Source organism: Arthrobacter sp. zg-Y40, from assembly GCF_020731535.1.
In the GTDB taxonomy this organism is placed as follows: Bacteria; Actinomycetota; Actinomycetes; order Actinomycetales; family Micrococcaceae; genus Arthrobacter_B.
In genome coordinates this window covers 455,570-478,715 of sequence record NZ_JAJFZS010000008.1, presented here as the reverse complement: position 1 = coordinate 478,715, position 23,146 = coordinate 455,570, and the positions used below count along the sequence as shown (strand labels likewise).

The 23,146-nt window shown below is 66.5% G+C and carries 22 protein-coding genes, 1 pseudogene and 1 riboswitch; of the genes and pseudogenes, 13 read left to right on the top strand and 10 right to left on the bottom strand.

Annotation, left to right across the window (positions count from 1 at the left end):
• Positions 1-2 precede the first annotated feature (2 nt).
• Positions 3-266 (bottom strand): hypothetical protein, encoded by a 264-nt coding sequence (locus LJ754_RS09610; protein WP_227911211.1) that lies wholly within the window; start codon positions 264-266, stop codon positions 3-5.
• Between the two features lie 77 nt (positions 267-343).
• Positions 344-883: a MarR family winged helix-turn-helix transcriptional regulator gene (locus tag LJ754_RS09605; RefSeq protein ID WP_227926383.1), complete on the bottom strand. Its 540-nt coding sequence runs from the start codon at positions 881-883 to the stop codon at positions 344-346.
• 121 nt (positions 884-1,004) lie between these two features.
• Between LJ754_RS09605 and LJ754_RS09600 the strand changes: the two genes are divergently transcribed.
• From LJ754_RS09600 to LJ754_RS09590, 3 genes are read left to right on the top strand one after another with little or no spacing between them, the layout of a single operon-like run.
• Complete coding sequence (locus LJ754_RS09600) at positions 1,005-1,856, top strand: SDR family oxidoreductase (protein WP_227926382.1); 852 nt, start codon at positions 1,005-1,007, stop codon at positions 1,854-1,856.
• Positions 1,857-1,907: 51 nt separating this feature from the next.
• Positions 1,908-2,330 carry a DUF6069 family protein gene (locus LJ754_RS09595; protein WP_227926381.1) on the top strand — a complete coding sequence of 141 codons (423 nt, stop codon included), beginning with the start codon at positions 1,908-1,910 and terminating at the stop codon, positions 2,328-2,330.
• A 55-nt stretch (positions 2,331-2,385) separates the two neighbouring features.
• A complete protein-coding gene (locus LJ754_RS09590; protein ID WP_227926380.1) occupies positions 2,386-3,720 on the top strand; it encodes an alpha-amylase family protein in 1,335 nt (444 codons plus the stop codon).
• A gap of 27 nt (positions 3,721-3,747) precedes the next feature.
• Here the strand turns inward: LJ754_RS09590 and LJ754_RS09585 are convergent, their stop codons facing one another.
• Together LJ754_RS09585 and LJ754_RS09580 are read right to left on the bottom strand one after the other, a co-directional pair.
• Complete coding sequence (locus LJ754_RS09585) at positions 3,748-4,497, bottom strand: SDR family NAD(P)-dependent oxidoreductase (RefSeq protein ID WP_227911216.1); 750 nt, start codon at positions 4,495-4,497, stop codon at positions 3,748-3,750.
• Between the two features lie 25 nt (positions 4,498-4,522).
• Positions 4,523-5,179, bottom strand: a complete 657-nt coding sequence (locus tag LJ754_RS09580; RefSeq protein ID WP_227926379.1) for a TetR/AcrR family transcriptional regulator — start codon at positions 5,177-5,179, stop codon at positions 4,523-4,525.
• Positions 5,180-5,506: 327 nt separating this feature from the next.
• On the opposite strand from LJ754_RS09580, the gene LJ754_RS09575 reads away from it, so the two are divergent.
• From LJ754_RS09575 to LJ754_RS09550, 6 genes are read left to right on the top strand one after another with little or no spacing between them, the layout of a single operon-like run.
• Positions 5,507-5,596: a potassium-transporting ATPase subunit F gene (locus tag LJ754_RS09575; RefSeq protein ID WP_227911218.1), complete on the top strand. Its 90-nt coding sequence runs from the start codon at positions 5,507-5,509 to the stop codon at positions 5,594-5,596.
• Positions 5,596-7,257 carry a potassium-transporting ATPase subunit KdpA gene (gene kdpA / locus LJ754_RS09570; RefSeq protein ID WP_227926378.1) on the top strand — a complete coding sequence of 554 codons (1,662 nt, stop codon included), beginning with the start codon at positions 5,596-5,598 and terminating at the stop codon, positions 7,255-7,257. The genes LJ754_RS09575 and kdpA overlap by 1 nt, the downstream gene beginning before the upstream one ends.
• Before the next feature lie 2 nt (positions 7,258-7,259).
• Positions 7,260-9,431 (top strand): potassium-transporting ATPase subunit KdpB, encoded by a 2,172-nt coding sequence (kdpB, locus tag LJ754_RS09565; protein WP_227926377.1) that lies wholly within the window; start codon positions 7,260-7,262, stop codon positions 9,429-9,431.
• 30 nt (positions 9,432-9,461) lie between these two features.
• Positions 9,462-10,064 carry a potassium-transporting ATPase subunit KdpC gene (gene kdpC, locus LJ754_RS09560; RefSeq protein ID WP_227911221.1) on the top strand — a complete coding sequence of 201 codons (603 nt, stop codon included), beginning with the start codon at positions 9,462-9,464 and terminating at the stop codon, positions 10,062-10,064.
• 3 nt (positions 10,065-10,067) lie between these two features.
• Positions 10,068-12,599, top strand: coding sequence for an ATP-binding protein (locus tag LJ754_RS09555; RefSeq protein WP_227926376.1), 2,532 nt, complete (start codon positions 10,068-10,070; stop codon positions 12,597-12,599).
• Positions 12,596-13,270: a response regulator gene (locus LJ754_RS09550; RefSeq protein WP_227911223.1), complete on the top strand. Its 675-nt coding sequence runs from the start codon at positions 12,596-12,598 to the stop codon at positions 13,268-13,270. The genes LJ754_RS09555 and LJ754_RS09550 overlap by 4 nt, the downstream gene beginning before the upstream one ends.
• Positions 13,271-13,422: 152 nt before the next feature.
• Here the strand turns inward: LJ754_RS09550 and LJ754_RS09545 are convergent, their stop codons facing one another.
• The gene (locus LJ754_RS09545) at positions 13,423-14,340 is read right to left on the bottom strand and encodes a LysM peptidoglycan-binding domain-containing protein (RefSeq protein WP_227926375.1); all 918 of its coding nucleotides are present in this window, start codon (positions 14,338-14,340) and stop codon (positions 13,423-13,425) included.
• Positions 14,341-14,344: 4 nt separating this feature from the next.
• Positions 14,345-14,494: riboswitch (cyclic di-AMP (ydaO/yuaA leader) on the bottom strand.
• Positions 14,495-14,929: 435 nt separating this feature from the next.
• Between LJ754_RS09545 and LJ754_RS09540 the strand changes: the two genes are divergently transcribed.
• Together LJ754_RS09540 and ligD are read left to right on the top strand one after the other, a co-directional pair.
• Positions 14,930-16,150, top strand: a complete 1,221-nt coding sequence (locus LJ754_RS09540; protein ID WP_227926374.1) for an MFS transporter — start codon at positions 14,930-14,932, stop codon at positions 16,148-16,150.
• Between the two features lie 46 nt (positions 16,151-16,196).
• Positions 16,197-17,219, top strand: a complete 1,023-nt coding sequence (ligD, locus tag LJ754_RS09535; protein ID WP_227926373.1) for a non-homologous end-joining DNA ligase — start codon at positions 16,197-16,199, stop codon at positions 17,217-17,219.
• A gap of 42 nt (positions 17,220-17,261) precedes the next feature.
• On the opposite strand, the gene LJ754_RS09530 is transcribed toward ligD, so the two are convergent.
• Positions 17,262-17,489 carry a sulfurtransferase TusA family protein gene (locus LJ754_RS09530; RefSeq protein WP_227926371.1) on the bottom strand — a complete coding sequence of 76 codons (228 nt, stop codon included), beginning with the start codon at positions 17,487-17,489 and terminating at the stop codon, positions 17,262-17,264.
• 33 nt (positions 17,490-17,522) lie between these two features.
• Positions 17,523-18,575, bottom strand: coding sequence for a YeeE/YedE family protein (locus tag LJ754_RS09525; protein ID WP_227926370.1), 1,053 nt, complete (start codon positions 18,573-18,575; stop codon positions 17,523-17,525).
• Between the two features lie 192 nt (positions 18,576-18,767).
• Between LJ754_RS09525 and LJ754_RS09520 the strand changes: the two are divergent.
• Positions 18,768-19,313, top strand: a pseudogene (locus LJ754_RS09520) (glycosyltransferase family 2 protein); the annotation flags it as partial.
• Between the two features lie 207 nt (positions 19,314-19,520).
• On the opposite strand, the gene LJ754_RS09515 reads toward LJ754_RS09520, so the two are convergent.
• Complete coding sequence (locus LJ754_RS09515) at positions 19,521-20,453, bottom strand: alpha/beta fold hydrolase (protein WP_227926369.1); 933 nt, start codon at positions 20,451-20,453, stop codon at positions 19,521-19,523.
• Positions 20,454-20,622: 169 nt separating this feature from the next.
• Here LJ754_RS09515 and LJ754_RS09510 point away from each other — a divergent pair, with 169 nt between their 5' ends.
• Complete coding sequence (locus LJ754_RS09510; RefSeq protein WP_227926368.1) at positions 20,623-21,435, top strand: lysophospholipid acyltransferase family protein; 813 nt, start codon at positions 20,623-20,625, stop codon at positions 21,433-21,435.
• Positions 21,436-21,524: 89 nt separating this feature from the next.
• Here LJ754_RS09510 and LJ754_RS09505 read toward each other — a convergent pair whose 3' ends face one another.
• Together LJ754_RS09505 and LJ754_RS09500 are read right to left on the bottom strand one after the other, a co-directional pair.
• The gene (locus LJ754_RS09505) at positions 21,525-22,364 is read right to left on the bottom strand and encodes an SDR family oxidoreductase (RefSeq protein ID WP_227911246.1); all 840 of its coding nucleotides are present in this window, start codon (positions 22,362-22,364) and stop codon (positions 21,525-21,527) included.
• A gap of 74 nt (positions 22,365-22,438) precedes the next feature.
• Positions 22,439-23,092, bottom strand: a complete 654-nt coding sequence (locus LJ754_RS09500; protein ID WP_227926367.1) for an SDR family oxidoreductase — start codon at positions 23,090-23,092, stop codon at positions 22,439-22,441.
• Positions 23,093-23,146 lie beyond the last annotated feature (54 nt).

The window sequence follows — 23,146 nt, the reverse complement described above, 5'->3', positions numbered from 1 at the left end:
GGCTAGATGCTGCAGGTACCCGTGTAGGGATCACACAGTGACTGACCGGTGGGGACGGCAAAAACGCCGTCTCCGCCGGACACCAGCCGAAGTGCACCCATCTCCTCCAGCGACGTGAGCACGTTCAGTGTTTCAACGCCGCCAAGATCGAATTCCTCTGCGACGTCCTGCGGCTGCACCCGGCCGTAGCGCCGTACGTAGTCAATGACTTTCTGCTGCAGGGGATCAGCGGCGGTGCGCTGGTTGCCGATCTGTTCAAGTGCCATGGGGTCCTTCGCTTTCTGGTTGGTTCCACCCGGTTAAGCGCTGGCGAAGCGGCAGGAATTCCCCGAACCGCGCCGGCTCAGCGAAGGCTGCGGTCGCCGGGATCCACGGCCGCCATGATCCTGCGGCCGATTTCCCCCATCTGCCGCTGCTGCGCGCGGGTCAGGGGATCAAAGGCCAGTGAGCGTACTTCCTCCACATGCCCGGGTGCCGTGGCTACTACCTTTTCCCAGCCTTCGTCCGTGAGCGTCGCCAGCGTGGAGCGGCCGTCCCGCGGGTCGGGCGCGCGGGTGATCCAGCCCCGCTTCTGCAGGCGGCTGACAACTTGGGACAGCCGGGGCAGCCCGGACGAGGCAAGGACGGCCAGGGATCCCATGCGCAGGGTGCGGTCCGGTGCCTCGGAAAGGGCAGAGAGCACCACGTATTCGAAGTGGCTGATGCCTGCGTCGCGCTCCAGCTGCCTGTCCAGTGCACCCGGAAGCCGCAGCAGGACACTGGCGAATGCCTGCCAGGCCGCCTGTTCCTCCTCGTTGAGCCACCGGGTAGGTCCGGTACCGGCGGAGGATACGGCGGGGGATGCTCCGGTTGCTGCTGCGTCTTTGCGGGCGGCGGATTCCATGCGGGCAGACTAACACCGGGTAGTTAATCCCTGAAGAAAAAGTTCCTGCCGATCACTTGTAGGTTGAACTAAACCGCAGTACCGTTTCGTTCACGCTTGAACCAATCCGGCAGGAGAAACCATGACCATCGCAGTATTCGGTGCCACCGGCCAGCTGGGCCGCCTCACGCTGGCGGCCCTGCGGGACCGCGGCGTGCCCGCGGACGGAATCCGTGCGCTGGGACGTAACCAGGCAGTGCTGGATCAACTTTCGGAGGAAGGATTCGACACCTTCAGGATCGAACTGGATGAACCGGACACCCTGCGCCGCCCTTTGGCCGGGGTGGAAAGCGTCCTGCTGATTTCGGCCAGCGACGTCGGCCGCCGCGTACCCCAGCACCGTGCGGCCATCCAGGCAGCGCTCGACGCCGGGGTGCGCCGGCTGGTGTATACCTCGGCGCCCGGAGCCAGCACCGTACCCGGCATTTCCACCGAGCACAGGGCAACCGAAGCCTTCCTGGCCGACGTCGGGCTGCCGGCCACCGTGCTGCGCAACAACTGGTACACCGAGAATTACCGTGCCGACTTTGAGCAGGCCAGAACGGACGGCGTGATCCTCAACAGTGCCGGCTCAGGGGGTATCCCCAGTGCAACCCGGGCCGATTATGCCGAGGCGGCCGCAGCAGTTCTCACCACCGCAGGACATGAGGGAGCGGTCTATGAGCTCGCCGGAGACAGCGCCTGGACGTGGGACGGGTTTGCCGCCGCCGCTGCAGAAGTCCTCGGCAGCCCCGTGACGTACCGCCCCGTCAGTCCTGATGAGCAGCGGAGGATGCTGCTGGACGCGGGCGTGCCCGCTCAAATGGCCGAAGCAGTGCTGGCCATGGATGCCAACGCGCGTGACGGCCTGCTTGAGCACACCACCGGAGACCTCAGCCGGCTCCTCGGCCGGCCCGCCACGCCGCTCAGGGACACCCTCAAGTCCTGGGCCTGACAGCCGCGCCACTTTCCGCACCGCCAGTTCACCACAACCTAAGGAGCAGCCATGAGCTCTACAAGTTCCCGGACCGCAGCCGCCCGAACCTCCGGTTCCAACCGCCCGCTGCTGCTGACCCTCGTCATCGTTGGCGCAGCGGCACTGAACCTCGTGCTCTTTTTCGTCTTCCGGTCCGCGGGTGCGGAGTACGCGAACGCGTCCGGGATGGTGGTGGGTGCAGCAAATGTGCTGATCATGTCGGTGGTGCCCCTGCTGATCGGGCTGGTTGCCGTTGTGCTCCTGTCCCGGCGCTGGCCCTCCCTGCTCCGGATTGGCCGGTGGGCCGGTGCTGCCCTGGCGCTGCTGACCATTGGCATGACGGCTGCGGCCGGGTTCGATACCCTCGGCTTCACCGGACTGGCCCTGATGCATGTGGTGGTCGCCGCCGGCGTGCTGGTTGCCCTGCGTCCGGGAGTGCCCGCGCAGCGGTAAGGGTACTGATGGTGGCAGACTGGTACCCGGACCGAAAGACAACGGGAAGGGCACTATGACGACGCCGGACTGGGTACAGCACGCCATTTGGTGGCAGGTGTATCCGCTGGGCTTTACCGGAGCCGAGAAGAGCGGCCCGGCAGCGGATGCGCCGGTGCAGCACCGGCTGCCGCAGCTGACCGCGTGGCTGGACTACATCCTGGAAATGGGTGCGTCCGGGCTGGCCCTGGGGCCGGTGTTCGCGTCCGAAAGCCACGGTTACGACACCGCGGACTACTACCGGATCGACCCCCGGCTCGGCGACGACGCCGATTTCGACGAACTGATCAGCCAGGCCCGTGCCCGGGGGCTCAGGGTGCTGCTGGACGGGGTCTTCAACCACACCGGCCGCTCCTTTGCACCCTTCCGCAAGGCCCTGGAGCAGGGTCCGGATGCCGCCGAAGCCCGGTGGTTCCATCTCGGCTGGCCGGGCGGCTGGGAGCCCGGGGTCGAACCGGAATACGGGGACTTCGAGGGCCACCACCAGCTGGTGGCGCTGAACCACGGGGAACCGGAGGTGGCCCGCTTTGTTGCCGACGTGATGAAGCACTGGCTGCGCCGCGGGGCCGACGGGTGGCGGCTGGACGCGGCTTACGCCGTGCCGTCGTCGTTCTGGGCCGCAGTGCTCGACGATGTCCGGACCGAGTTCCCGGATGCCTGGTTTGTGGGGGAGTACATCCACGGCGACTACACCGCTGAGGTGGAGAACGGGAAGCTGGACTCGGTGACCCAGTACGAACTGTGGAAAGCGGTATGGAGTTCGCTCTCGGACGGCAACTTCTTTGAGCTGGAATGGGCCCTGCAGCGGCACAACATGTTCCTGGAGACCTTCGTGCCGCTGACGTTTGTCGGCAACCATGACGTGACCCGCATCGCGAGCCGGCTGGCGCCGTCGGGCCGCCTGGCGCATGCGCTGGTGCTGCTGTTCACGCTGCCGGGCACCCCGGTGGTGTACTACGGCGATGAGCAGGGCTACCGCGGCATCAAGGAAGACCGTGCCGGGGGCGACGACGACGTCCGGCCGCTTTTCCCGGCCGCGCCGGATGAGCTCTCTGCCGTGGGGGCGCCGCTCTACCGGCTGCACCAGACGCTGATTGGCCTGCGCCGCCGGCATGCCTGGCTCCACGGGGCCCGCACGCGCACGCACTCGGTGAGCAACGAGCAGCTTGTGTATGAGGTGCACGACGGCGGCAACTCGCTGGTTGTGGCACTGAACCTTGCCGCGGCCGCCGCCACCGTTGAGGTTCCCGCTGCGGCCCGGGACGTCCTTGCCGGCGAGGGCGGGCTGGACGTCCCGGGGCAGCGGCTTGCACTGCCTGCCTTGGGCTGGGCGGTGCTGGGGACTAGCTAGCCGGGGACCGACTAGCTGGGGGACCGACTAGTACAGCTTGATGCTGCCGCCGTCGGCCATGAGGGTCTGGCCGGTCATGTACTTCGACTGCTCGCTGGCCAGGAACACAACCACCGGTGCAATGTCGGTTTCGGGATCACCCAGGCGGCCCAGGGGAACGCCGTCCACTACTTCCTGGTAGGCCTCGGGGAAGGCCTGGCTCCACTGGACGATGCCCGGGGTCAGGGCGACCGGGGACACAACGTTTACGCGGATGCCGTCGGCTGCCCATTCGTTCGCGGCCGTGCGGGAGATGGCCCGGATGGCTTCCTTCGCCGCGGCGTAGGCCACCTGGTTTGGCAGTCCCTTTATGCCGGCGCCGGAAGCGAAGTTCACGATGCTGCCGCGGGTCTTCTTCAGCTCCGGGTAGGCAGCGCGCATCAGGTGGAAGGTTGCCATGGTGCCGGTGTTGAAGGACAGGTCCCAGATTTCGGGGGTGGTCTCCATGATGGGCGCCTGCTTGGAGGCATGCGCGTTGTTGACCAGGATGTCCAGGGCGCCAAAGTGCGCCACGGTTTCGGCCACGATCGCCTCGGCGTTCTCCGCCTTGGAGATGTCCTTGGCGATGAAGATGACCTCGCCCTTGCCCTCAAGGTCGGCGAGCAGCTTGTCGCCCTGGGCCTGGTCAATGTCGACCACGGCCACCTTGGCGCCTTCGGAGAGGAACCGGCGGACTATGCCCTGCCCGATTCCGCCGGCACCACCGGTAATGATTGCTGTTTTGTTGCTCAGCTGCATGTTCTTCCTTCCATAAACCCGGGCGTTACGGAGTGTCCGGGGAGTTTTTGAGGCTTTGTGCGACGCCGTTGATGAAGTTGGCAACCAGGAAATCCAGTGACCGGCGGGAGGCCGTGTAGCTGATGCCCTGCTCCTGGAAACGTGCTGCGTAGGGATGGGGGGCCACTGCGGCTTCGTCCCAGCGGCCCGGTCCTGCAGGTTCCGCGTTCTCCGGGCCGCTGTGGGCGGTGATGGTGATGGTGGCGGTGCCGATCACGGCTGCGGAAACACCCAGGAGGCAGTCATAGGCCTGCTCTTCGGATAATCCGGCCCGGTGCAGTGTTGAAAGCAGCAGTTCGACCTCTGAGGGACGTGCCGTATTCACCAGCCGGCGGGGAGTGAGGACAACGCTCAGCAGCCAGGGATGCGCGGTGAAAACGGACCACTGCGTGTTGGTCATGTGCACCAGCATCTGCTGCCAGGTGTGGTTGCCCGGCGGCAGGAGGGCGTAGTCACCGGCAACTTCCTCCGCCATCAGGATCAACAGGGCCTGCCGGTCCGCCACGTAGCGGTACAGCGCCATGGCCGATACGCCCAGTTCACGGGCCACCCGGCGCATGGACACGGCGTCCAATCCGTCCGCGTCGGCCACGCGGACCGCGGAGGCGGCAATAGCAGCAGGGGTCAGCGGGGACTGCGGCATTGGAGGTCCTTTCCTGGACGAGAAGTTTACAGTGTATACCCCGAACTTGGGAGGCCCGTGCAGCGGCCGGGACCGGGTCACAAACGCGGCGGAGCATAGGCATTCCGTAAGGGTTTGCGCTGCGTCCGTGAGGAAAACATGAGGATGGCATTTTGCCCTCCGGCGCGGGCATCTAATCGAAGGCGGCACACAGCGTGCCCGCGCAGCCGACCGGCGGCGCGACTTTTCTAGCCTGGGGGCAACTTCCGTGCTCGACGTTCTATTTATTACCGGCTTCGTGGCGCTGTTCGCCGCGTTTGTCCTGATGGCAGGGGCGGTGGAGAAGCTGTGACTTTCTTCGACATCCTGGCCCTCTGCCTTGGGGCGGCCTCCGCCGTCTACCTGCTGGCAGCCCTCGTCCGGCCGGAGAAGTTCTGATGGGCGGCTGGACCACGGCCACACAGGTACTTACCCTGGTGGTCCTGCTGGTGCTCGTGTACCGCCCGCTGGGCGATTACATGGCCCGGCTTTACACCTCCGAGAAGCACCTCGGCGTGGAACGCGGTTTCTACCGCCTTGTGGGGGTTGACGCCGGCGCCGGACAGTCCTGGCAGAACTACCTGCGCGGCGTGCTGGTTTTCTCCGCGGCCGGCATGGGCCTGCTGTATCTCCTGCAGCGGATCCAGCCCGTACTGCCCGGTGCCCTCGGCCTTCCGGCGGTTCCCGAGGCGCTGGCCTTCAACACGGCGGCGTCCTTCCTCGCCAACACCAATTGGCAGTCCTACTCGCCGGAAGTGACCATGGGTTACGCGGTGCAGATGCTGGGACTGGCCGTGCAGAACTTCCTCTCAGCCGCCGTCGGCCTGGCCGTGGCAGTTGCCCTGGTGCGCGGTCTCGCTGCCCGCAAACAGGGCACCATCGGTAACTTCTGGGTGGACCTGGCCCGGGGGCTGGTGCGCCTGCTGGTGCCAATGGCCGCACTCGGCGCCATTGTCCTGATGATTGGCGGCGTCATCCAGAACTTCAACGGCTTCTCCACCATCACCACCCTCACCGGCGGTTCGCAGGTGGTCCCGGGCGGTCCGGTGGCTTCACAGGAAGCCATCAAGCTGCTGGGCACCAACGGCGGCGGGTTCTTCAACGCCAACTCGGCCCACCCGTTCGAGAATCCCACCGGCTGGACCAACCTCGTTGAGGTCTTCATGATGCTGGTTATTCCGTTCAGCCTGCCGCGCACCTTCGGCACCATGGTGGGCGACCGCCGGCAGGGCTACGCGATCCTGGCCGCAATGGGTGCCATCTTCGCCGTCTCACTCGCCGCGATGACCGCCTTTGAATTCTCCGCAGCAGACGGGGCAGCCGGTTCCATGGAAGGCAAGGAGCAGAGGTTCGGCATCGCCGCTTCTACGCTCTTCGGTTCCACCAGCACCCTCACCTCCACCGGTGCCGTGAACTCCATGCATGACAGCTACAGCCCGTTCGGCGGCATGATGGCCATGCTGAACATGATGCTCGGCGAAGTCGCCCCCGGCGGCGTAGGGTCCGGCCTGTACGGCATGCTGGTCCTGGCCGTGATCACCTGCTTCGTTGCCGGCCTGCTCGTGGGCCGCACACCGGAATACCTGGGCAAAAAGATCGGCCCGCGGGAAATCAAGCTCGCCAGCCTGTACATCCTCACCATGCCCACCCTGGTGCTGGTGGGAACAGCGCTGAGCTTTGCGGTTCCCGGCATCCGTGCCGACATCGAGGGCACGTCCATCCTCAACACGGGGCTGCATGGCTTCAGCGAAGTGCTATACGCCTTCACATCTGCGGCCAACAACAACGGCTCGGCGTTCGCCGGGCTCACGGCCAACACTCCGTGGCTGAACACGGCCCTGGGCGTGGCCATGCTGGTGGGACGGTTCCTGCCGATTGTGTTTGTGCTCGCCCTGGCCGGGTCCTTCGCCGAGCAGGGCAAGGTTCCCGTTTCGGCCGGGACGCTGCCCACCCACAGGCTTCAGTCCGTCACGCTGCTGTGCGGCGTCACGGTCATTGTCACAGCCCTCACCTTCTTTCCCGTACTCGCGCTGGGTCCCCTGGCGGAAGGACTGCAATAACCATGTCCACACTCACTCAACCCTCACCGTCCAAACCGTCACCGTCGGCCGAAGACGGATCCGCCTCGCCGGCACCGGCCCGCCGGGGAATCACGGCCGCATCGCTGGCCGCGGCACTGCCCGGGGCCTTCCGCAAACTGGATCCGCGGCTGATGGTGCGCACCCCGGTGATGTTCATTGTCGAGGTTGGTGCGGCACTGATTACCGCCATCGCCGTCGCCGAACCGTTTATGGGCGGCCCCCAGGACTCCGGCGGCACTGCAGTACCGGGATCCTTCGCCTGGCTGATCGCCGGCTGGCTGTGGGCAACCGTGCTGTTCGCCAACCTCGCCGAGTCCGTTGCGGAGGGCCGGGGCAAGGCCCAGGCCGCCTCGCTGCGTGCCAGCAGGGCCACCACCACCGCCTTCCGCGTTCCCGCCTATGACGGCCGCCGGGATCCGGCAGCCCTGAGCGCAGCGCCGGAGGAAGTGGCTTCCGCCGACCTCGGCCTGGATGACGTGGTGGTGGTATCCGCCGGCCAGGTCATTCCCGGCGACGGCGACGTCATTGACGGCATTGCCTCCGTGGACGAGTCGGCGATCACCGGCGAATCCGCACCGGTAATCCGCGAGTCCGGCGGTGACCGGTCCGCCGTCACCGGCGGCACCCGGGTGCTGTCGGACCGGATAGTCGTCCGGATCACCAGCCGTCCCGGTGAAACCTTCGTGGACCGGATGATCCGGTTGGTGGAAGGTGCCGCACGGCAGAAAACCCCCAACGAGATTGCCCTGAACATCCTGCTGGCAACCCTCTCGCTGGTCTTCGTCGTCGTCGTGCTGACCCTGAACCCGCTCGCCGGCTACTCGTCCGCCGCCGTCAGCATCCCGGTCCTGGTGGCCCTGCTGGTATGCCTGATCCCGACGACCATCGGGGCGCTGCTCTCCGCCATCGGCATTGCCGGCATGGACCGGCTGGTCCAGCGCAACGTGCTCGCCATGTCCGGCCGCGCCGTGGAGGCTGCCGGCGACGTCACCACGCTGCTCCTGGATAAGACCGGCACCATCACCTACGGCAACCGGCAGGCATCGGCCTTCGTGCCCATCAACGGCACGGAAAACCAGGACCTTGTCGACGCCGCCGTCCTGTCCTCCTTCGGGGACCCGACGCCTGAGGGCAAGTCCATTGTTGAACTGGCCGAGAAGCAGGGCTGCCGCCCGCAGCCGCCGGCAGGTTCCGTGAGCGTTCCCTTCACGGCCCAAACCCGGATGAGTGGAATGGACTTCCCCGACGGCGCCAAGATCCGCAAGGGTGCTGCCTCGGCCGTCCTGGACTGGACCGCCGAATCCGGCGGGATCGAGGTCGATGTCCTGATGGCTGTCGAAGACCAGGTGCAGCGCATCTCCACCGGCGGCGGAACACCACTGCTCGTGGCGGTACGGGACGCCGACGGCGACACGCAGGTGCTTGGCCTCATCCACCTGAAGGACGTGGTCAAGGCGGGCCTGAAGGAACGCTTTACCGAACTGCGCTCCATGGGCATCCGCACCGTGATGATTACCGGCGACAACCCGCACACGGCCAAGGCCATTGCGGCCGAAGCCGGGGTGGATGACTTCCTGGCCGAAGCCACGCCCGAGGACAAGATGGCCCTGATCCGCCGGGAACAGGCGGGCGGCCATCTGGTGGCGATGACCGGCGACGGCACCAACGACGCACCGGCGCTGGCCCAGGCCGACGTCGGGGTGGCCATGAACACCGGAACATCCGCAGCCAAGGAAGCCGGCAACATGGTGGACCTGGATTCGGATCCCACCAAGCTGATCGACATTGTCGGAATCGGCAAGCAGCTGCTGATCACCCGCGGGGCGCTGACCACGTTCTCCATCGCCAATGACATTGCGAAGTACTTCGCGATCATCCCCGCCATGTTCGTGGGGGTCTTCCCGGGGCTGGCAGCGCTGAACCTGATGCAGCTGCATTCGCCGGCGTCGGCCATCCTCTCCGCGGTGATCTTCAACGCCCTCGTGATTGTGGTGCTGATTCCACTGGCCCTGCGCGGCGTGAAATACCGTGCCGCCGGTTCCTCGTCCGTCCTGACCCGGAACCTGCTGATCTACGGGGTAGGCGGCATCATTGCCCCGTTCATCGGCATCAAGCTCATTGACCTGCTTGTCAGCCTGCTTCCGGGCTTCTGACATGACCATTCCCAGCTTTAGGAGCAACAAATGAATCCCGTCCGCAGCAGCATGCGCCAGCTCGGCGTTGCCGTACGCGCCATGGCGGTGCTGACCCTGGTGCTTGGCCTGGCCTATCCGTTCGCGGTGGCGGCCGTGGGGCAGGTCGCCCTGCCCGGCCGCGCCAACGGTTCCATGGTCAGTTCCGGTGGAACCGACGTCGGCTCAGCGCTGATCGGGCAGTCCTTCACGGACGGCGACGGCGTGCCGCTGCCGGAGTTCTTCCAGTCCCGTCCGTCCGCCGCCGGCGACGGGTATGACGGCGGAGCCTCCAGCGGCTCCAACCTGGGCCCCCTCAACGAGGACCTTGCCGCGGCCGTCGCCGAACGCCGGCAGGCCGTGGCGGACACCGAAGGGGTTGCCCCGGAAGAGGTGCCCGCGGACGCCGTTACGGCCTCCGGTTCCGGCCTGGACCCCCACATCAGCCCTGAATACGCTCAGCTGCAGGTACCGCGGGTTGCCGCTGCACGCGGGCTCAGCGAAACGGAGGTACAGGAACTGGTAACCGAGGCTACCGAAGGGACGGATCTCCTGGGACGGGAGGGCGTGAACGTGTTGCTTTTGAACATTTCACTGGCGGAGCTGGACACTTAGTCCATGACGCGGGGACAACTAAGGGTATTTCTGGGGGCGGCGCCCGGCGTGGGGAAAACCTACGCCATGCTCGAAGAAGGGCACCGCCTCCACGGGGAGGGCCTCGACGTCGTTGTGGGCCTGGTGGAAACCCACGGCCGGGCCGGCACCGCAGCTTTGACCGCGGGGTTGGAAACCCTGCCTCGGATCAACGTGCCGCACCGCGGACTGGACCTGGCGGAGATGGACCTGGATGGCCTGCTGGCCAGGCGTCCCGGCTACGCGCTGGTGGACGAACTGGCGCACACCAACGCCCCCGGGCTGAGGCACCAGAAACGCTGGCAGGACGTTCAGTCGCTGCTCGACGCCGGCATCAACGTCCTGTCCACGGTGAACATCCAGCACATCGATTCACTCAACGACGTCATTGAGCAGATCACCGGCACCCTGCAGGCCGAAACGGTGCCAGATGCCGTGCTGCGCGAGGCGGACCAGGTGGAGCTGGTGGATCTCGCCCCGCAGTCCCTGCGGGGCCGGCTTTCCGAAGGATGCATTTATCCGGCCGAACGGGTGGACGCTGCCCTCTCCAACTATTTCCGGCTGGGGAACCTGACGGCACTGCGCGAGCTGGCCCTGCTGTGGCTGGCGGACGAAGTGGATTCGGCGTTGAACCGGTACCGGGCCGAGCACGGCATCAACCGTAAATGGGAGGCGCGGGAGCGGGTGGTGGTGGCCCTGACCGGCGGCCCCGAAGGGCACACCCTGCTGCGCCGCGGTGCACGGATTGCCGCCCGTTCCGCGGGCGGCAAGCTGCTTGCCGTGCACGTTTCCGGGAACGACGGGTTGAGCGGCCCGCAGCCCGGCGAGCTCGCGGCCCAGCGGGCGCTGGTGGAAAAGCTGGGCGGCAGTTTCCACCAGGTGGTGGGCAATGACATTCCGCAGGCCCTGGTGGACTTTGCCCGCGGGGTCAACGCCACGCAGCTGGTGATCGGCGTCAGCCGCCGGCCGCGGATTGCCGCCCTGCTGTCCGGTCCGGGGATCGGGGCGACGGTCATCCGCGAGTCGGGCGACATTGATGTGCACATGGTCTCCCATTCGGCCGCTGCCAGGACCCTGGTATTGCCGCACCTGGGCAGCGCCCTCTCGATGCGCCGGCGCCTGCTGGGCTTCGCCTTCGCGCTGGTGGGCGGTCCGCTGCTCACCGCCGCCCTGGTGGCCGCCCAAAGCGCGGAAACCATTACCGGCGACGTCCTGAGCTACCAGCTGCTGGTGATCCTTGTGGCCCTGGTCGGCGGTATCTGGCCCGCATTGTTCGCCGCGCTGCTCTCGGGCCTCACCCTGGACTTCTTCTTCATCTCACCGCTCTACACCGTGACGGTGGCCACGCCGTCGCACATGCTGGCGCTGGGACTCTATGTGGTCAATGCGATGCTGGTCAGCTACGTGGTGGACGCTGCGGCGCGGCGCGCGCGCACCGCCCGGCGCTCCGCCTCGGAATCAGAGCTGCTCGCATCCGTGGCAGGCAGCGTGCTGCGCGGCGAGGATGCCCTGGCAGCATTGGTGGGACGCACCCGGGAGGCGTTCAATGTCAGCGCGGCCCGGCTGCGGGTGGACGGAGCGGATCTGTACTCCGACGGCGACTGGCCGGACAAGGCCGAACCCGAAGACCCTGCGTTCACCCGCCTGCCGGTAGGGGAGAACGGCTTCCTGGACCTCTGGGGCCGCGAACTGGCTGCCTCAGACCGCCGGCTGCTGGCGGTCATCACCGCGCAGCTGGAGGCAGCACTGGAGCACCGGGAACTGACCGAAACCGCGCGCGGCCTCGGCTCGCTGGCCGAAGCCGACAAGGTTCGCACGGCCCTGCTGGCCGCCGTCGGGCATGACCTGCGCCGGCCGCTGACCGCCGCCACTGCCGCCGTCACGGGCCTGCGCGCTACGGACGTCACCTGGTCCGAACAGGACCGGAACGAACTGCTGGCCACGGCGGAAGAGTCCCTTGCCTCGCTGTCCGGCCTGGTCACGAGCCTGCTGGACGTCAGCCGGCTCCAGGCCGGGGTGGTGGGCGTGAGCCTGGCACCGGTGGACGTGGCCGACGCGGTGCTGCCGGCACTGGAGGAGCTGGAACTGGGCCCCGCCGAAGTCGAGCTGGAAATTCCCTCCGTCCAGCGCACCGTCACAGCTGACCCGGTGCTGCTGCAGCGGGTGCTGGTGAACCTGCTGGCAAATGCAATGCGTTTCAGTCCGGAGGGCAGCAAGACGGTGCTGTCCGTCAGCGAGTTTGCCGGCCGGGTGGAAATCCGCGTCATAGACTCGGGTCCCGGTGTTCCCGAACAGCGGAAGGGGGAAATATTTGTTCCCTTCCAGCGGCTGGGGGACACGGATAACTCCACCGGACTGGGGCTTGGCCTGGCACTGGCAAAAGGATTTACGGAAGGAATGGGCGGAACACTGGAAACCGAAGACACCCCCGGCGGCGGGCTGACCATGGTCCTCTCGCTGCCGGCTGCAGCACGGGTTTCCATCCCGGGACGGTCCAATCGGGCGGTGGCGGGATGAAGATTCTGATAGCGGACGACGACGTCCAGATCCTGCGCGCCCTGCGCATCACCCTGGGCGCGTACGGGTACGAGGTAGTGACGGCTGAAAGCGGCAGCGCTGCCATCCGGAAGGCGGTGGACACGCATCCGGACCTGCTGGTCCTGGACCTGGGAATGCCCGGGCTCAGCGGGATGGACGTTATTGAAGCGGTCCGCGGGTGGAGTGCGGTGCCCATCCTGGTGGTGTCAGGCCGGGTGGACCCGGCAGACAAAGTCCGCGCCCTGGACCTGGGGGCTGACGACTATGTGACCAAGCCGTTTTCCACCGAGGAGCTGCTGGCCCGGATCCGTGCCCTTTCCCGCCGGGTGCCGGCCGCCGCCGGTCCCAGCGAGATCACGTTCGGCGCGGTCCGCGTGGACCTGGCCGCCCGGCGGATCGCCCGCCTCAAGGACGGCGCCGACGTCCGGCTGACGCCTACCGAGTGGCGCTTCCTCTCCGAACTGCTGGCCCATCCCGGGATGCTGGTGACCCAGCAGACCCTGCTGCACAACGTGTGGGGTCCCGGAACAACGGACTCCGGCTACCTGCGCCTGTACATCGGCCAGCTGCGGCGGAAGCTGGAGGCCGATCCGGCCAGTCCCGCCCACCTGCTGACCGAACACGGCATGGGATACCGGTTTGTGCCCTGACGGCCCGCTCCGGTCCGCGGGATTCCACAAGGGCCGGGGCAGATAACGTCAAGGACACTTAACAACAGAGCGTCCGTTCCCGGGAAGGGAACGGACGCTTTGTTTGGTCAGCGGACTAACGCCTGCCGGCCGTGCGATAGGGCGGTGGAGCCTTATGCGCGGTAGAACACGGGGCCGGAGCCGACGTTGACGGACTGGACTACGGTCTGGTTGCCGTTCCAGCCGCTGTGGATGGCTTCGCCGTTGCCTACGTAGATGGCAATGTGGGCCAGGCCCATGCCGCCGTCGGCGTAGTAGACCATGTCGCCGGGCTCCGGGGTGGAGACCTGGGTGCCGTATGCCGCCAGCTGGGCGGGAGCAAGGTCGCCTACGGAGTGGCCGGCGGCGCGGAGCGCAACCTCAACCAGCACGGTGCAGTCCTGGGCTGCGCCCAGCTGCGAGTAGGCCGAGGCCAGCATGATGGCGTTGGTGCCGCCCACCGGTGCAGCGGCCGGAGACGGAGTCACGGAGGTGGCCTGCGTGCTGATCACGCCGGTGTTGGCGGCAGCGGCCTGGACCGGAGCGGCGTAAGCCTCGGTGGAGTAGGACGCGGCAGCGTAGCTGAGCTCGGGGGCAGCAGCAGCGCCGTCACCGGACAAGGTCACAACGTCACCGGGGTAGATGACGGAGGCCATGGACAGGCCGTTGAGGGAGAGGATGTTCTCCAGGCTCGTACCGTAGGTGCTGGCGATGGCACCGAGGGTGTCACCGGCAACTACGGTGTGGGTGGAAGCGGCCGCCGGAGCGGCCACGGGAGCAGCCTCAACTACGGGGGCGGCAACCGGAGCAGCCGGAGCTGCCGGAGCAACCGGTGCGGCCGGTGCCGTGGTCTGGGTGGGTGTGTAGTTGTCGTTGGCCACAACGCCGGCGGAGGCCGGTGCGGCCATACCGAGCATCAGGCCCGAACCTGCGGCGACAACGGCTGCGGTGCTGCCGATGGTCCGTCCGCGGGTAGCGGTGGCCAGTGAGATGGTGGACCAAACGCCGGTGGTCTCGGCGCGGTGGCGTCCCTGGGACTTGTTGAAAGACATGTAGATAACCTCTCCCGATACCTGCGAGGTGAGCTGTCGGATGCGGATGGGAGTCACCCGGCCGACCGGACTGAATCCGGTTTGGCTTAACCCCAAGGATTCAAGGAACCCGTAATTGGTTCCCCCGCCTCTGCCGTGGTGGTGCGTTCTGTGGACCCCGGACCAGCGGCAGAGCTAGGTAACAAGCCCGGGGGAGCCGCATCAGAAAGCGGCATGCGTTCAACCATACGAGACGGTTACGGTTGGATAACCATTTAGTGATCAGCTTCTCTGGAGGGTGTGAGTGGCGCCGCTGTGTGCTAGGCGCAGGAAATTACTTTGCTCCTGTTTAGTCACTCTGGCACCGGAAATTCCGGGCCGTTCAGTCTCGGTCCGGCTGCTGCGGGGCCGCATCCGGGTGGCGGTGGGCCCGGGAAGTGATACATGTGTGGTTCCTGATGCCCCTGATGGCTTTTCCACTACCCCGCAGTCCTGTGGCCTTCGTCGCTTTTTCCTTCCGCAGCAGCCCGGGCGCCCGTGTCCGCGCGTAAGATCGTTAGGTCGCCTTCCAATCGGTGGCGGCGCGTATCGGAGAAAACAGGAGAACGCAGTGGCTGGCAGCGGTCAGAAATTATGGACCAAGGGATTTGTGCTGGCGATCATCACCAATCTGTTCCTCTCAATGGTGTTCTACCTGCTGATGACCAGCATGGCCCTGTATGCCGTTGAGGAATTCGCGGCCTCGGACAGCGCCGGCGGCTTCGCATCCGGTTCCTTTGTTATCGGCGCCCTGCTGGCCCGGGTTTTCGCGGGCAAGTTCCTCGACTTTGTCGGACGGCGCCGGCTGCTGATTGTCAGCCTGGCCGTCTTCGTTGTGGCCGCACTCCTGTACATCCCGGCGGACAGCCTGGCCCTGCTGCTTACCGTGCGGATCATCCACGGTGCAGCGTTCGGCGCGGCCAGCACGAGCCTTTCAGCGTCCGTGATGGGGCTAATCCCGATCAACCGGCGCGGGGAAGGCACCGGCTACTTCGGCATTTCGACCACACTGGCCACCGCCGTCGGGCCGTTCCTCGCCGTCATGCTGGTGGATTCGGTGAGTTACCGCGCCCTCTTCCTGGTCACCACCGCCTGCGCCGCGGTCGCACTTGTCCTGTCCCTGGTGCTGCGCCTGCCCGAGCGCACGCCCACGCTGGAGGAACAGAAGAACAAGTGGCGGATGCACCTGACGGACATCATTGATCCCGGAGCCTTGTCCATTGCCTCCGTAATGTTCATAGCCGGCGCCGCCTACGCGGGAGTCCTGTCCTTCCTGAACTCCTACGCCCAGTCCGAGGGCCTGGTCCTCGGTGCCAGCCTCTTCTTTGTGGTCTATGCCGCGGTGGTGCTGGTGTCCCGGCTCTTTGTGGGACGCATCCAGGACCGCCACGGCGACAATGCCGTGATTTACCCGACTCTGGTGTCCTTCGCCGCCGGCCTGGCCCTGCTGGCCTACGCACCCAACAACGCCGTGCTGGCAGTGGCCGGGATCTTCCTGGGCTTCGGATTCGGCGCCCTGATGCCGTGCGCCCAGGCGATCGCCGTCAGCATGGCACCGGCGCACCGGATCGGTCTGGCCACCTCCACGTTCTTCATCCTCATGGACGCAGGCATTGGCGTGGGGCCGCTGCTGCTGGGCATGCTCCTGCCGGTTACCGGGTACCACGGAATGTACTGGGTGCTGGCCGCCGTCGTGCTGGCATCCACCGTGCTGTACCACTTTGTGCACGGCCGCAAGAATGTCCGCCCCGGCACACCGGTGGATCCCAAGCTGGGCGTTCCTGCCGCCTGACACGGTAACCTCGTGGATCACAGGTCCTTAGAGGGGAAGCAGGCCCATGGCACGTGAGGAAACCACCCTGACCGTTCCCGGTCCGGAAGGGGAGCGGCAGGTCCGCATCTCCAGTCCGGGGCGGGTGCTCTGGCCCAAGCCGGGTATCACCAAACTCGACCTGGCCCGTTACGTAGCCGAGGTGGGCGAGGCCTTCATCCGCGCCAACGGCGACCGGCCGGTGTCGCTGGAACGCTTTCCGGAAGGCATCGGCGGCGAAGTCTTCTTCTCCAAGAACCCGCCGCGCGGCATGCCGGACTGGATGCGAGGGGTCACCGTGAAGTACCCCAGCGCCCGGTCCCATCCGCAGGTGGTGCTGGACGAGCCGGCCGCCGCCGTCTGGGCCGTGCAGATGAACACCGTGGTGTTCCATCCGTGGCCGTCCCGGGCGGAAGACACGGACAACCCGGACCAGCTGCGCATAGACCTGGACCCGCAGCCGGGAACCGATTTCAACGACACCGTCCGCCCGGCCCAAGAGCTGCGCACCATCCTGGCCGAGGCCGGCCTGGAGGCATTCATCAAGACCTCGGGCAACCGCGGCATCCACCTCTTCGCCCCGATCCGGCCCGAGCATGAGTTCCTGGAGGTGCGGCACGCGGTGATCGCCGCGGCCCGGGAGGTGGAGCGCCGGATGCCGGAGCAGGTGACGACGGCGTGGTGGAAGGAGGAGCGCGGAGAGCGCGTTTTCGTGGACTTCAACCAGGCCAACCGGGACCGCACCATGGCAGGTGCCTACAGTCCGCGGGCCTTGCCGGATGCACCGGTTTCCTGCCCGATTACCTGGGACGAACTGGAGCACGTGCATCCGGCGGACTTCACCATCGCCACCATTCCGGAACGGCTGCGCACGGTACGGGACCCGTGGGCGGACATGTACCGGAACCCTGGATCCATCGACGTCCTGCTCCAATGGTGGGAACGGGATGTGTCCAACGGGCTGGGCGAGCTGCCGTTCCCGCCGGACTATCCCAAAATGCCCGGTGAGCCGCCCCGGGTGCAGCCCAGCCGGGCACGCCGGAAGGATTAGCTGCAGTACGGGGACTAAAACCGGCAGACGGTCCTGATACCGCTAGGCCTTCTGCACCGTAATGGACCATTCTGCCGGCCCGGTCTTGGCGAAGTCCGTAACCGGGTAGCCGCTTTCCGCCGCCCAGCGGGGGATGGCATCCGTAGCCTGCGTGCAGTCGAAGTTGATCACGAGTTCGTCTCCGGTGTTCAGCGTCTTCATAGCCTCTTTTGCTTCCACGAGCGGGAAGGGGCAGACGGATCCGTTGGTTTCCAGGGTGACCTGAGCCATTGTGGTGTTCCTTTTCTTCTTGCGGGGGTGGGGTTAGACGCCGGCGGGCACGCGGGCCGGAGCAGGCGCCGAGCGGCGGTTGAGGATGGTCAGCTTCGCGGCCAGGCCGGTGCCGAGGATCATAAAGACCAGGGCCGTCCAGCCCTGGAAGCTGAACTGCGCGGTCTGCACCATGGCGTTTCCGATGGTGCACCCGCCGGCCAGCGCGGCACCGATGCCCATCAGGGCACCGCCGCCCAAGCTCTTGAGGACGGTGGCGGCGTCGGGCACGCGGACCCGGAACTCGCCGCTGCCCTTGGCCGCAATGTAGGAGCCAAGCAGGATGCCGATCACCAGGAACACACCCCAGTCCACCAGTTCCGGATCACCGGTGACCAGGTAGCCCACCAGCTTGGAGGACGGCGTCGTGATGCCCAGCCCGTCCTGGCGGCCGGTGGCCCAGCTCAGCGGCCACGCGGCAATGGCGATCAGGCCAATCACTACAGCGGTGGCGAAGGCGTTCCACGGCTTCTCGAACAGCAGGTGCGCCAGTCCGGTTTTCGCCGGAGGCAGCGATGCCAGGCGGATCTTCGGCTTGCGCAGGTGGTGGCGGACCGCCAGGCCGACGCCGGCGACCAGCAGGGCCACAAACAGCCAGGGTGATACTCCCAGCACCGAATAGAAGTTGCTCTGTTCCACGGTCACCGAGCACATGGCCGTGTTGAAGCCGGACAGCGGGCCCGTCTTCATGATGGCCGCGAACAGGGCATAGGCGGCCAGGGCGAACCAGCTGCCCACCAGCCCTTCACCGGCGCGGTAATAGGTGCCGGTTGCGCAGCCCCCGGCCAGCACTATGGCGAAACCGAAGATAAACCCGCCAATAATCGTGGCCAGCCACGGGAATGCGTTGGCGGAGAGGCTGATGACCCCGGCGGCGTCGAGGGCGAAGACGCCGACGCTCTGCACGGCCACCACCACCAGGAAGGCCGTAAGCCAGCGGGTGCTGCGGGTGACCCACACGTCCCGGAACGCACCGGTGACGCAGAAACGCCCCCGTTGCATCACGAAACCGAGGGCAACGCCAACCAGCAGGCCTGAAATAAGCATTGCAACTGCTCCTAGGGGAAGAACCTTTTGGGGCGGGTATCCGCCGCGGTTCAGCAACGCTAGTTCCGCAGGTTTCCCGCAGCCAAGGAATGTGGCCCGGCATTACCGCGGGTTAAGCCCTGTGACGTGCCGGTGGACACTGCGCGTGGCAGAATCGACAAAGCCCCACCCGGACCGGGCCGTCAGGATGAGATGTCGACTATCTCGGTGGTAATTCCCGCCCGCAATGACGCGGCGATGCTCGCCGTCTGCCTGCGGGCACTGGCGCAGCAGACGCGGGTACCGGATGAGATTGTGGTGGTGGACAACGCCAGCACCGACGGCACCGCGGCCGTCTGCCGTGCCGCAGGCGTCCGGCGCGTCTATGAGCCCAACGTCGGAGTGGCTGCGGCAACCTTCCGCGGATTCGATGAGGCAAACGGGGAATGGCTGGCCCGGCTCGACGCCGATTCGGTGCCGCCCCCGTCATGGCTGGCGCAACTGGAGGCGGCCATGCTCGACGCCGGTGAAAACACCGCGGTCACGGGACCCGGCGATTTTTACGGCTCCGGCTCACTGATCCGCTGGGTTGCGCAGAATCTGTATATCGGCGGCTACCGTTGGTCCATGCGCCTGCTCATGGGGCATCCGCCGCTGTTCGGGTCGAACTTCGGCTTCCACCGCAGCATGTGGTCCCGCCTCCGCGGACGGGTGCACCGCGGCGCCCCTCCCGTGCATGACGACCTGGATCTGGGGTACCAGGTGCGGGCGGAGATGGATGTCCGCTGGGACCGGCACCTGCGGGTGGGCGTATCCGCGCGGCCGCTGTACACCTGGGCAGACGTGTACCGCCGGGTGGCCATGGCGTACGTGACCTTCAAAGTGGATTTCCGCGGCGAACCGCCGCTGCGCCGCCTGCGCGAACGCCGCCGGTACCGGCGGGCGGTGCGGCGCCGGCTGCGGAGTTCACGGCGTGCCCGGCGCCGCGGACCGGTACATCCGCAGCAGGTCGCGCGTGAGCTGGTGCGGAGATTCCTCGCACGGGCTGTGCCCGCTGCCGTAGGCGGCGAACGAGGCGCCGATGCTCGCGGCAAATTCGCGGTGCAGCCGCACCGGCCACACGTCATGTTCGCCGACGGCGACGAACTTCGGCAGCGTGGACGCCCCCAGGGCGGCCCGCAGGTCCGGGGCATGGCGCATCAGCCCCACCATGTCCCGGACGGAGTCCCGCCGGGTGACGGTGAACCGGTGGTTGACCAGCTTCATCCGCCCGGCGTCGGCCCGGATGAAGTTGCGCCGCACGCCCCAAACAATCAAGTCGGCGCTGAGGCGGTCGCTGACCAGCGGTGCGAGCCAGCCGATCCGGCTGACGCCCCGGAAACTCTGCCCGCCGCGCGGCGGGCAGCCAAGCAGGGTGATGCTGCGGAACAGGTCCGGCCGCCGCAGCGCCGCAAGCTGGACTACGACGCCGGCGAATGAGTACCCCACTACGTGCGCCGGTCCGTGGACGGCCAGGACGGCAAGCAGGTCCGCGATAAACAGGTCGTAGTCGTACCGGCTGCGCGGCGGGTCCAGGTTTTCGGGGCCGGCGGCGGCCGACTCGTACTGGCCGGCCAGATCAAAGCTGAAGGCGAAGTACCCCGCAGCAGCCAGCCCGGGGAGCATCAGGGAGAAATCTTCTTTCGAGCCCATGGCCCCGGGCACCAGGATCACTGCCGGATCCTCCGGATCACCCATGCTTAGAGCCGCCAGGGAACCGCTGGGGGCGTCGAAGCGGGAGCGGACCGACCCCCGGGGATGCAGCATCCAGTCCACGTTGCCCAGGCGTGCATCCTCCAGCGCGGCGGGATCCAGGGCAGCGGGATCCGAGGCAGGCGTGGCTTTCCCGCGAATGGCCATGGCTCAAAAGATAGCCCTCCGCACGGCTCCCGTCTGCTCCCCGGCGCCGCGGGGGAGCCGCGGGCAACGAAAGGAGGCCGGCGGCAACGGGATCGGCAACGGGGACGGCGTGTCCACGGTAGGATTTTATTGCCTGCCCCGATTTTCCCCCCAAACTCAGGAGCCGACGTTGCCTGCCAAGCGTTCCCCCAACAAGTATGTGTACCGAAGCATCGTGTTTACGGGGCTTGCAGCCCGCGCCATTTTCTCTGTCCCGGTGATCCCGTCCGGGCTGGAGAACCTTCCGATGGACGAGGAAATCCGCGGCTTGGACCGGAAAGTGGTCCCCGGCAAGGGCGCAGTAGTAGCCATCACGCATTTCGGTTATCTGGACTTCGCCTTCGCAGAGCTGCTGATGTGGCGCAAGCTCAAGGTCCACATGCGCTTCCTGGTCACTAAGAAGGCCGCCAGGAAGTCCTTTGTGAAGGCTGTATGCGACTGGTGCGAGCACGTCATTGTGGATCGTGCCGACGGCGCAGCGGCGTATACGGAGTCGGTTGAAAAGCTCCGCGGCGGCGATTATCTCGCGGTGCTGCCCGAAGCAGGCGTCAGCCGCAGCTTTACCGTCCGCGAGCTGAAGACCGGTGCGGTGCGCATGGCCGCCGAAGCGGGCGTGCCCATCATTCCCGTCTCCGTGTGGGGCGGTCACCGCATGATGACCCGCGGGCACGGGCTGAGCATCAAGTCCGTCTGGAAGAACCCGGTGCGCGTGCACGTGGGCGAAATGATCCGTCTCGACGGCGACGTGGACGTGGCACAGGAGACCCTCCGGCTGCAGGAGGAACTGCAGGCCGGTATAGACCAATGCATTGACACCTACCCGGTGGCTGCCGAACCCGGTGCATGGTGGATGCCGCGCAGCCGCGGCGGCAGCGCCATGGCCCTGGAAGAGCAGCGGGTCCTGGATGCCGCGGACCGGGAGAAGTACAAGATCACCGGCTAGCTTTTCCGGGCGTGCCAAGAAAAGGACCAGCCGTGCGGTTTGCACGGCTGGTCCTTTTGGTTGCGTACGGCTTTCAGCGGCCGCCGGAACTAGAGGATGGGATTTCCTCCGGTAACGGCAATTCGGGCACCTGAGATGTAGCTTCCGTCATCGGAGGCGAGCAGCACGTAGGCCGGCGCCAGTTCAGCGGGCTGGCCGGGACGCCCCAGTGGGGTGTCCGCACCGAAGGAACCCACCTTGTCCGCCGGCATGGTGGCGGGGATCAGCGGGGTCCAGATGGGTCCCGGAGCCACGCTGTTCACCCGGATTCCCCGGTCGCCAAGCAGCTGCGACATGCTCGCGGAGAAGTTGGCAATGGCGGACTTGGTGGCTGAGTACGGTGCCAGGGTGGGTACCGGCATATCCGAATTAACGGACGAGGTGCCGATGATGGAGGACCCCGGACCCATGTGCGGCAGGGCGGCCTTCACCAGATAGAACATCGCGTTGATGTTGACCTTGAAGGTGTACTCCCACTCCTCGTCCGGGATGTCCTCAATGTTTTCCCGGTCCATCTGGAAGGCGGCGTTGTGAATCAGGATGTCCACCTTGCCGAACTCTTCCACGGCAGTGCTGATGACCTTCCGGCACTGCTCAGCAGTGTCCAGGTCCCCGCGGACCAGGACTGCCTTCCGTCCTGCTTCTTCCACGAGGCGCGCAGTGTCGCGGGCGTCCTCGTCCTCGCTGAGGTAGGAGATCAGCACGTCGGCGCCCTCGCGCGCGTAGGCAATGGCCACGGCGCGCCCGATCCCGCTGTCACCGCCGGTAATGACCGCTGCCTTGCCGGTGAGCTTGCCGCTTCCGCGGTAGGTTTCTTCACCGCAGTCGGGGACAGGCGTCATCTCCTTCTGGGTTCCCGGTACTTCCTGCTGCTGCTCCGGCTGGTTCATGGTGTTCCTTTCGGATGGGGGGTGTTCGGGACTTTAGGCGGTTCCGCCGGCACAACGCCAGCGAGAGACCCGGCTCAGGCGAGGGAGTCCAGGGCCTCTGCCACCGGCGTCGGGCCGTTGTTGAACTCGATCGTCCGGCCGATGGTTGCGGGACGTTCCAGGACTTCGGCGGCCACCTGGGCCACATCTTCGCGGGAGACCTGCCCGCCGGTGATGCCCGGCCCGGTTTCGATCCGACCGGTTCCGGGGTCCATGGTCAGTGCGCTGGGACCGAGGATTGTCCAGTCCAGGTTGCTGGCCTTGAGGTGTTCATCGGCATCCGCCTTGGCCTCGGCGTAGGAGTAGAAGGAGTCGTCTTCAGGAACGCCGTGGTTTTTGCCGGCCCCGAAGTAGGAAACCATCACATAGCGCCGGGCACCTGCGGCCTCGGCCGCGTCCATGGAGCGGATGGCGGCATCACGGTCGACGGCGTAGGTGCGCTCAGCGCTGCCGCCGCCTGCACCGGCAGTCCAGACGACGGCGTCGGCCCCGTTCAGCAGCTCGGTGAGCTGTTCCGTGGAGAGGTTTTCGACGTCGGCGACCACCGCGTCGGCCCCGGTCTGTTCCACGTCGGAGGTGTGCTCCGGATTGCGGAAGAGCGAGCTGACCTGGTGTCCGGATGCGGTAAGCCGGCGGGCGAGGTGCAGTGCGACTTTTCCGTGCCCTCCGATAATGGCGATGCGTGACATTCGACATTCCTTTCGTTGATTACGGTTCCTCCACCATAAGCATGCTGTCGATAT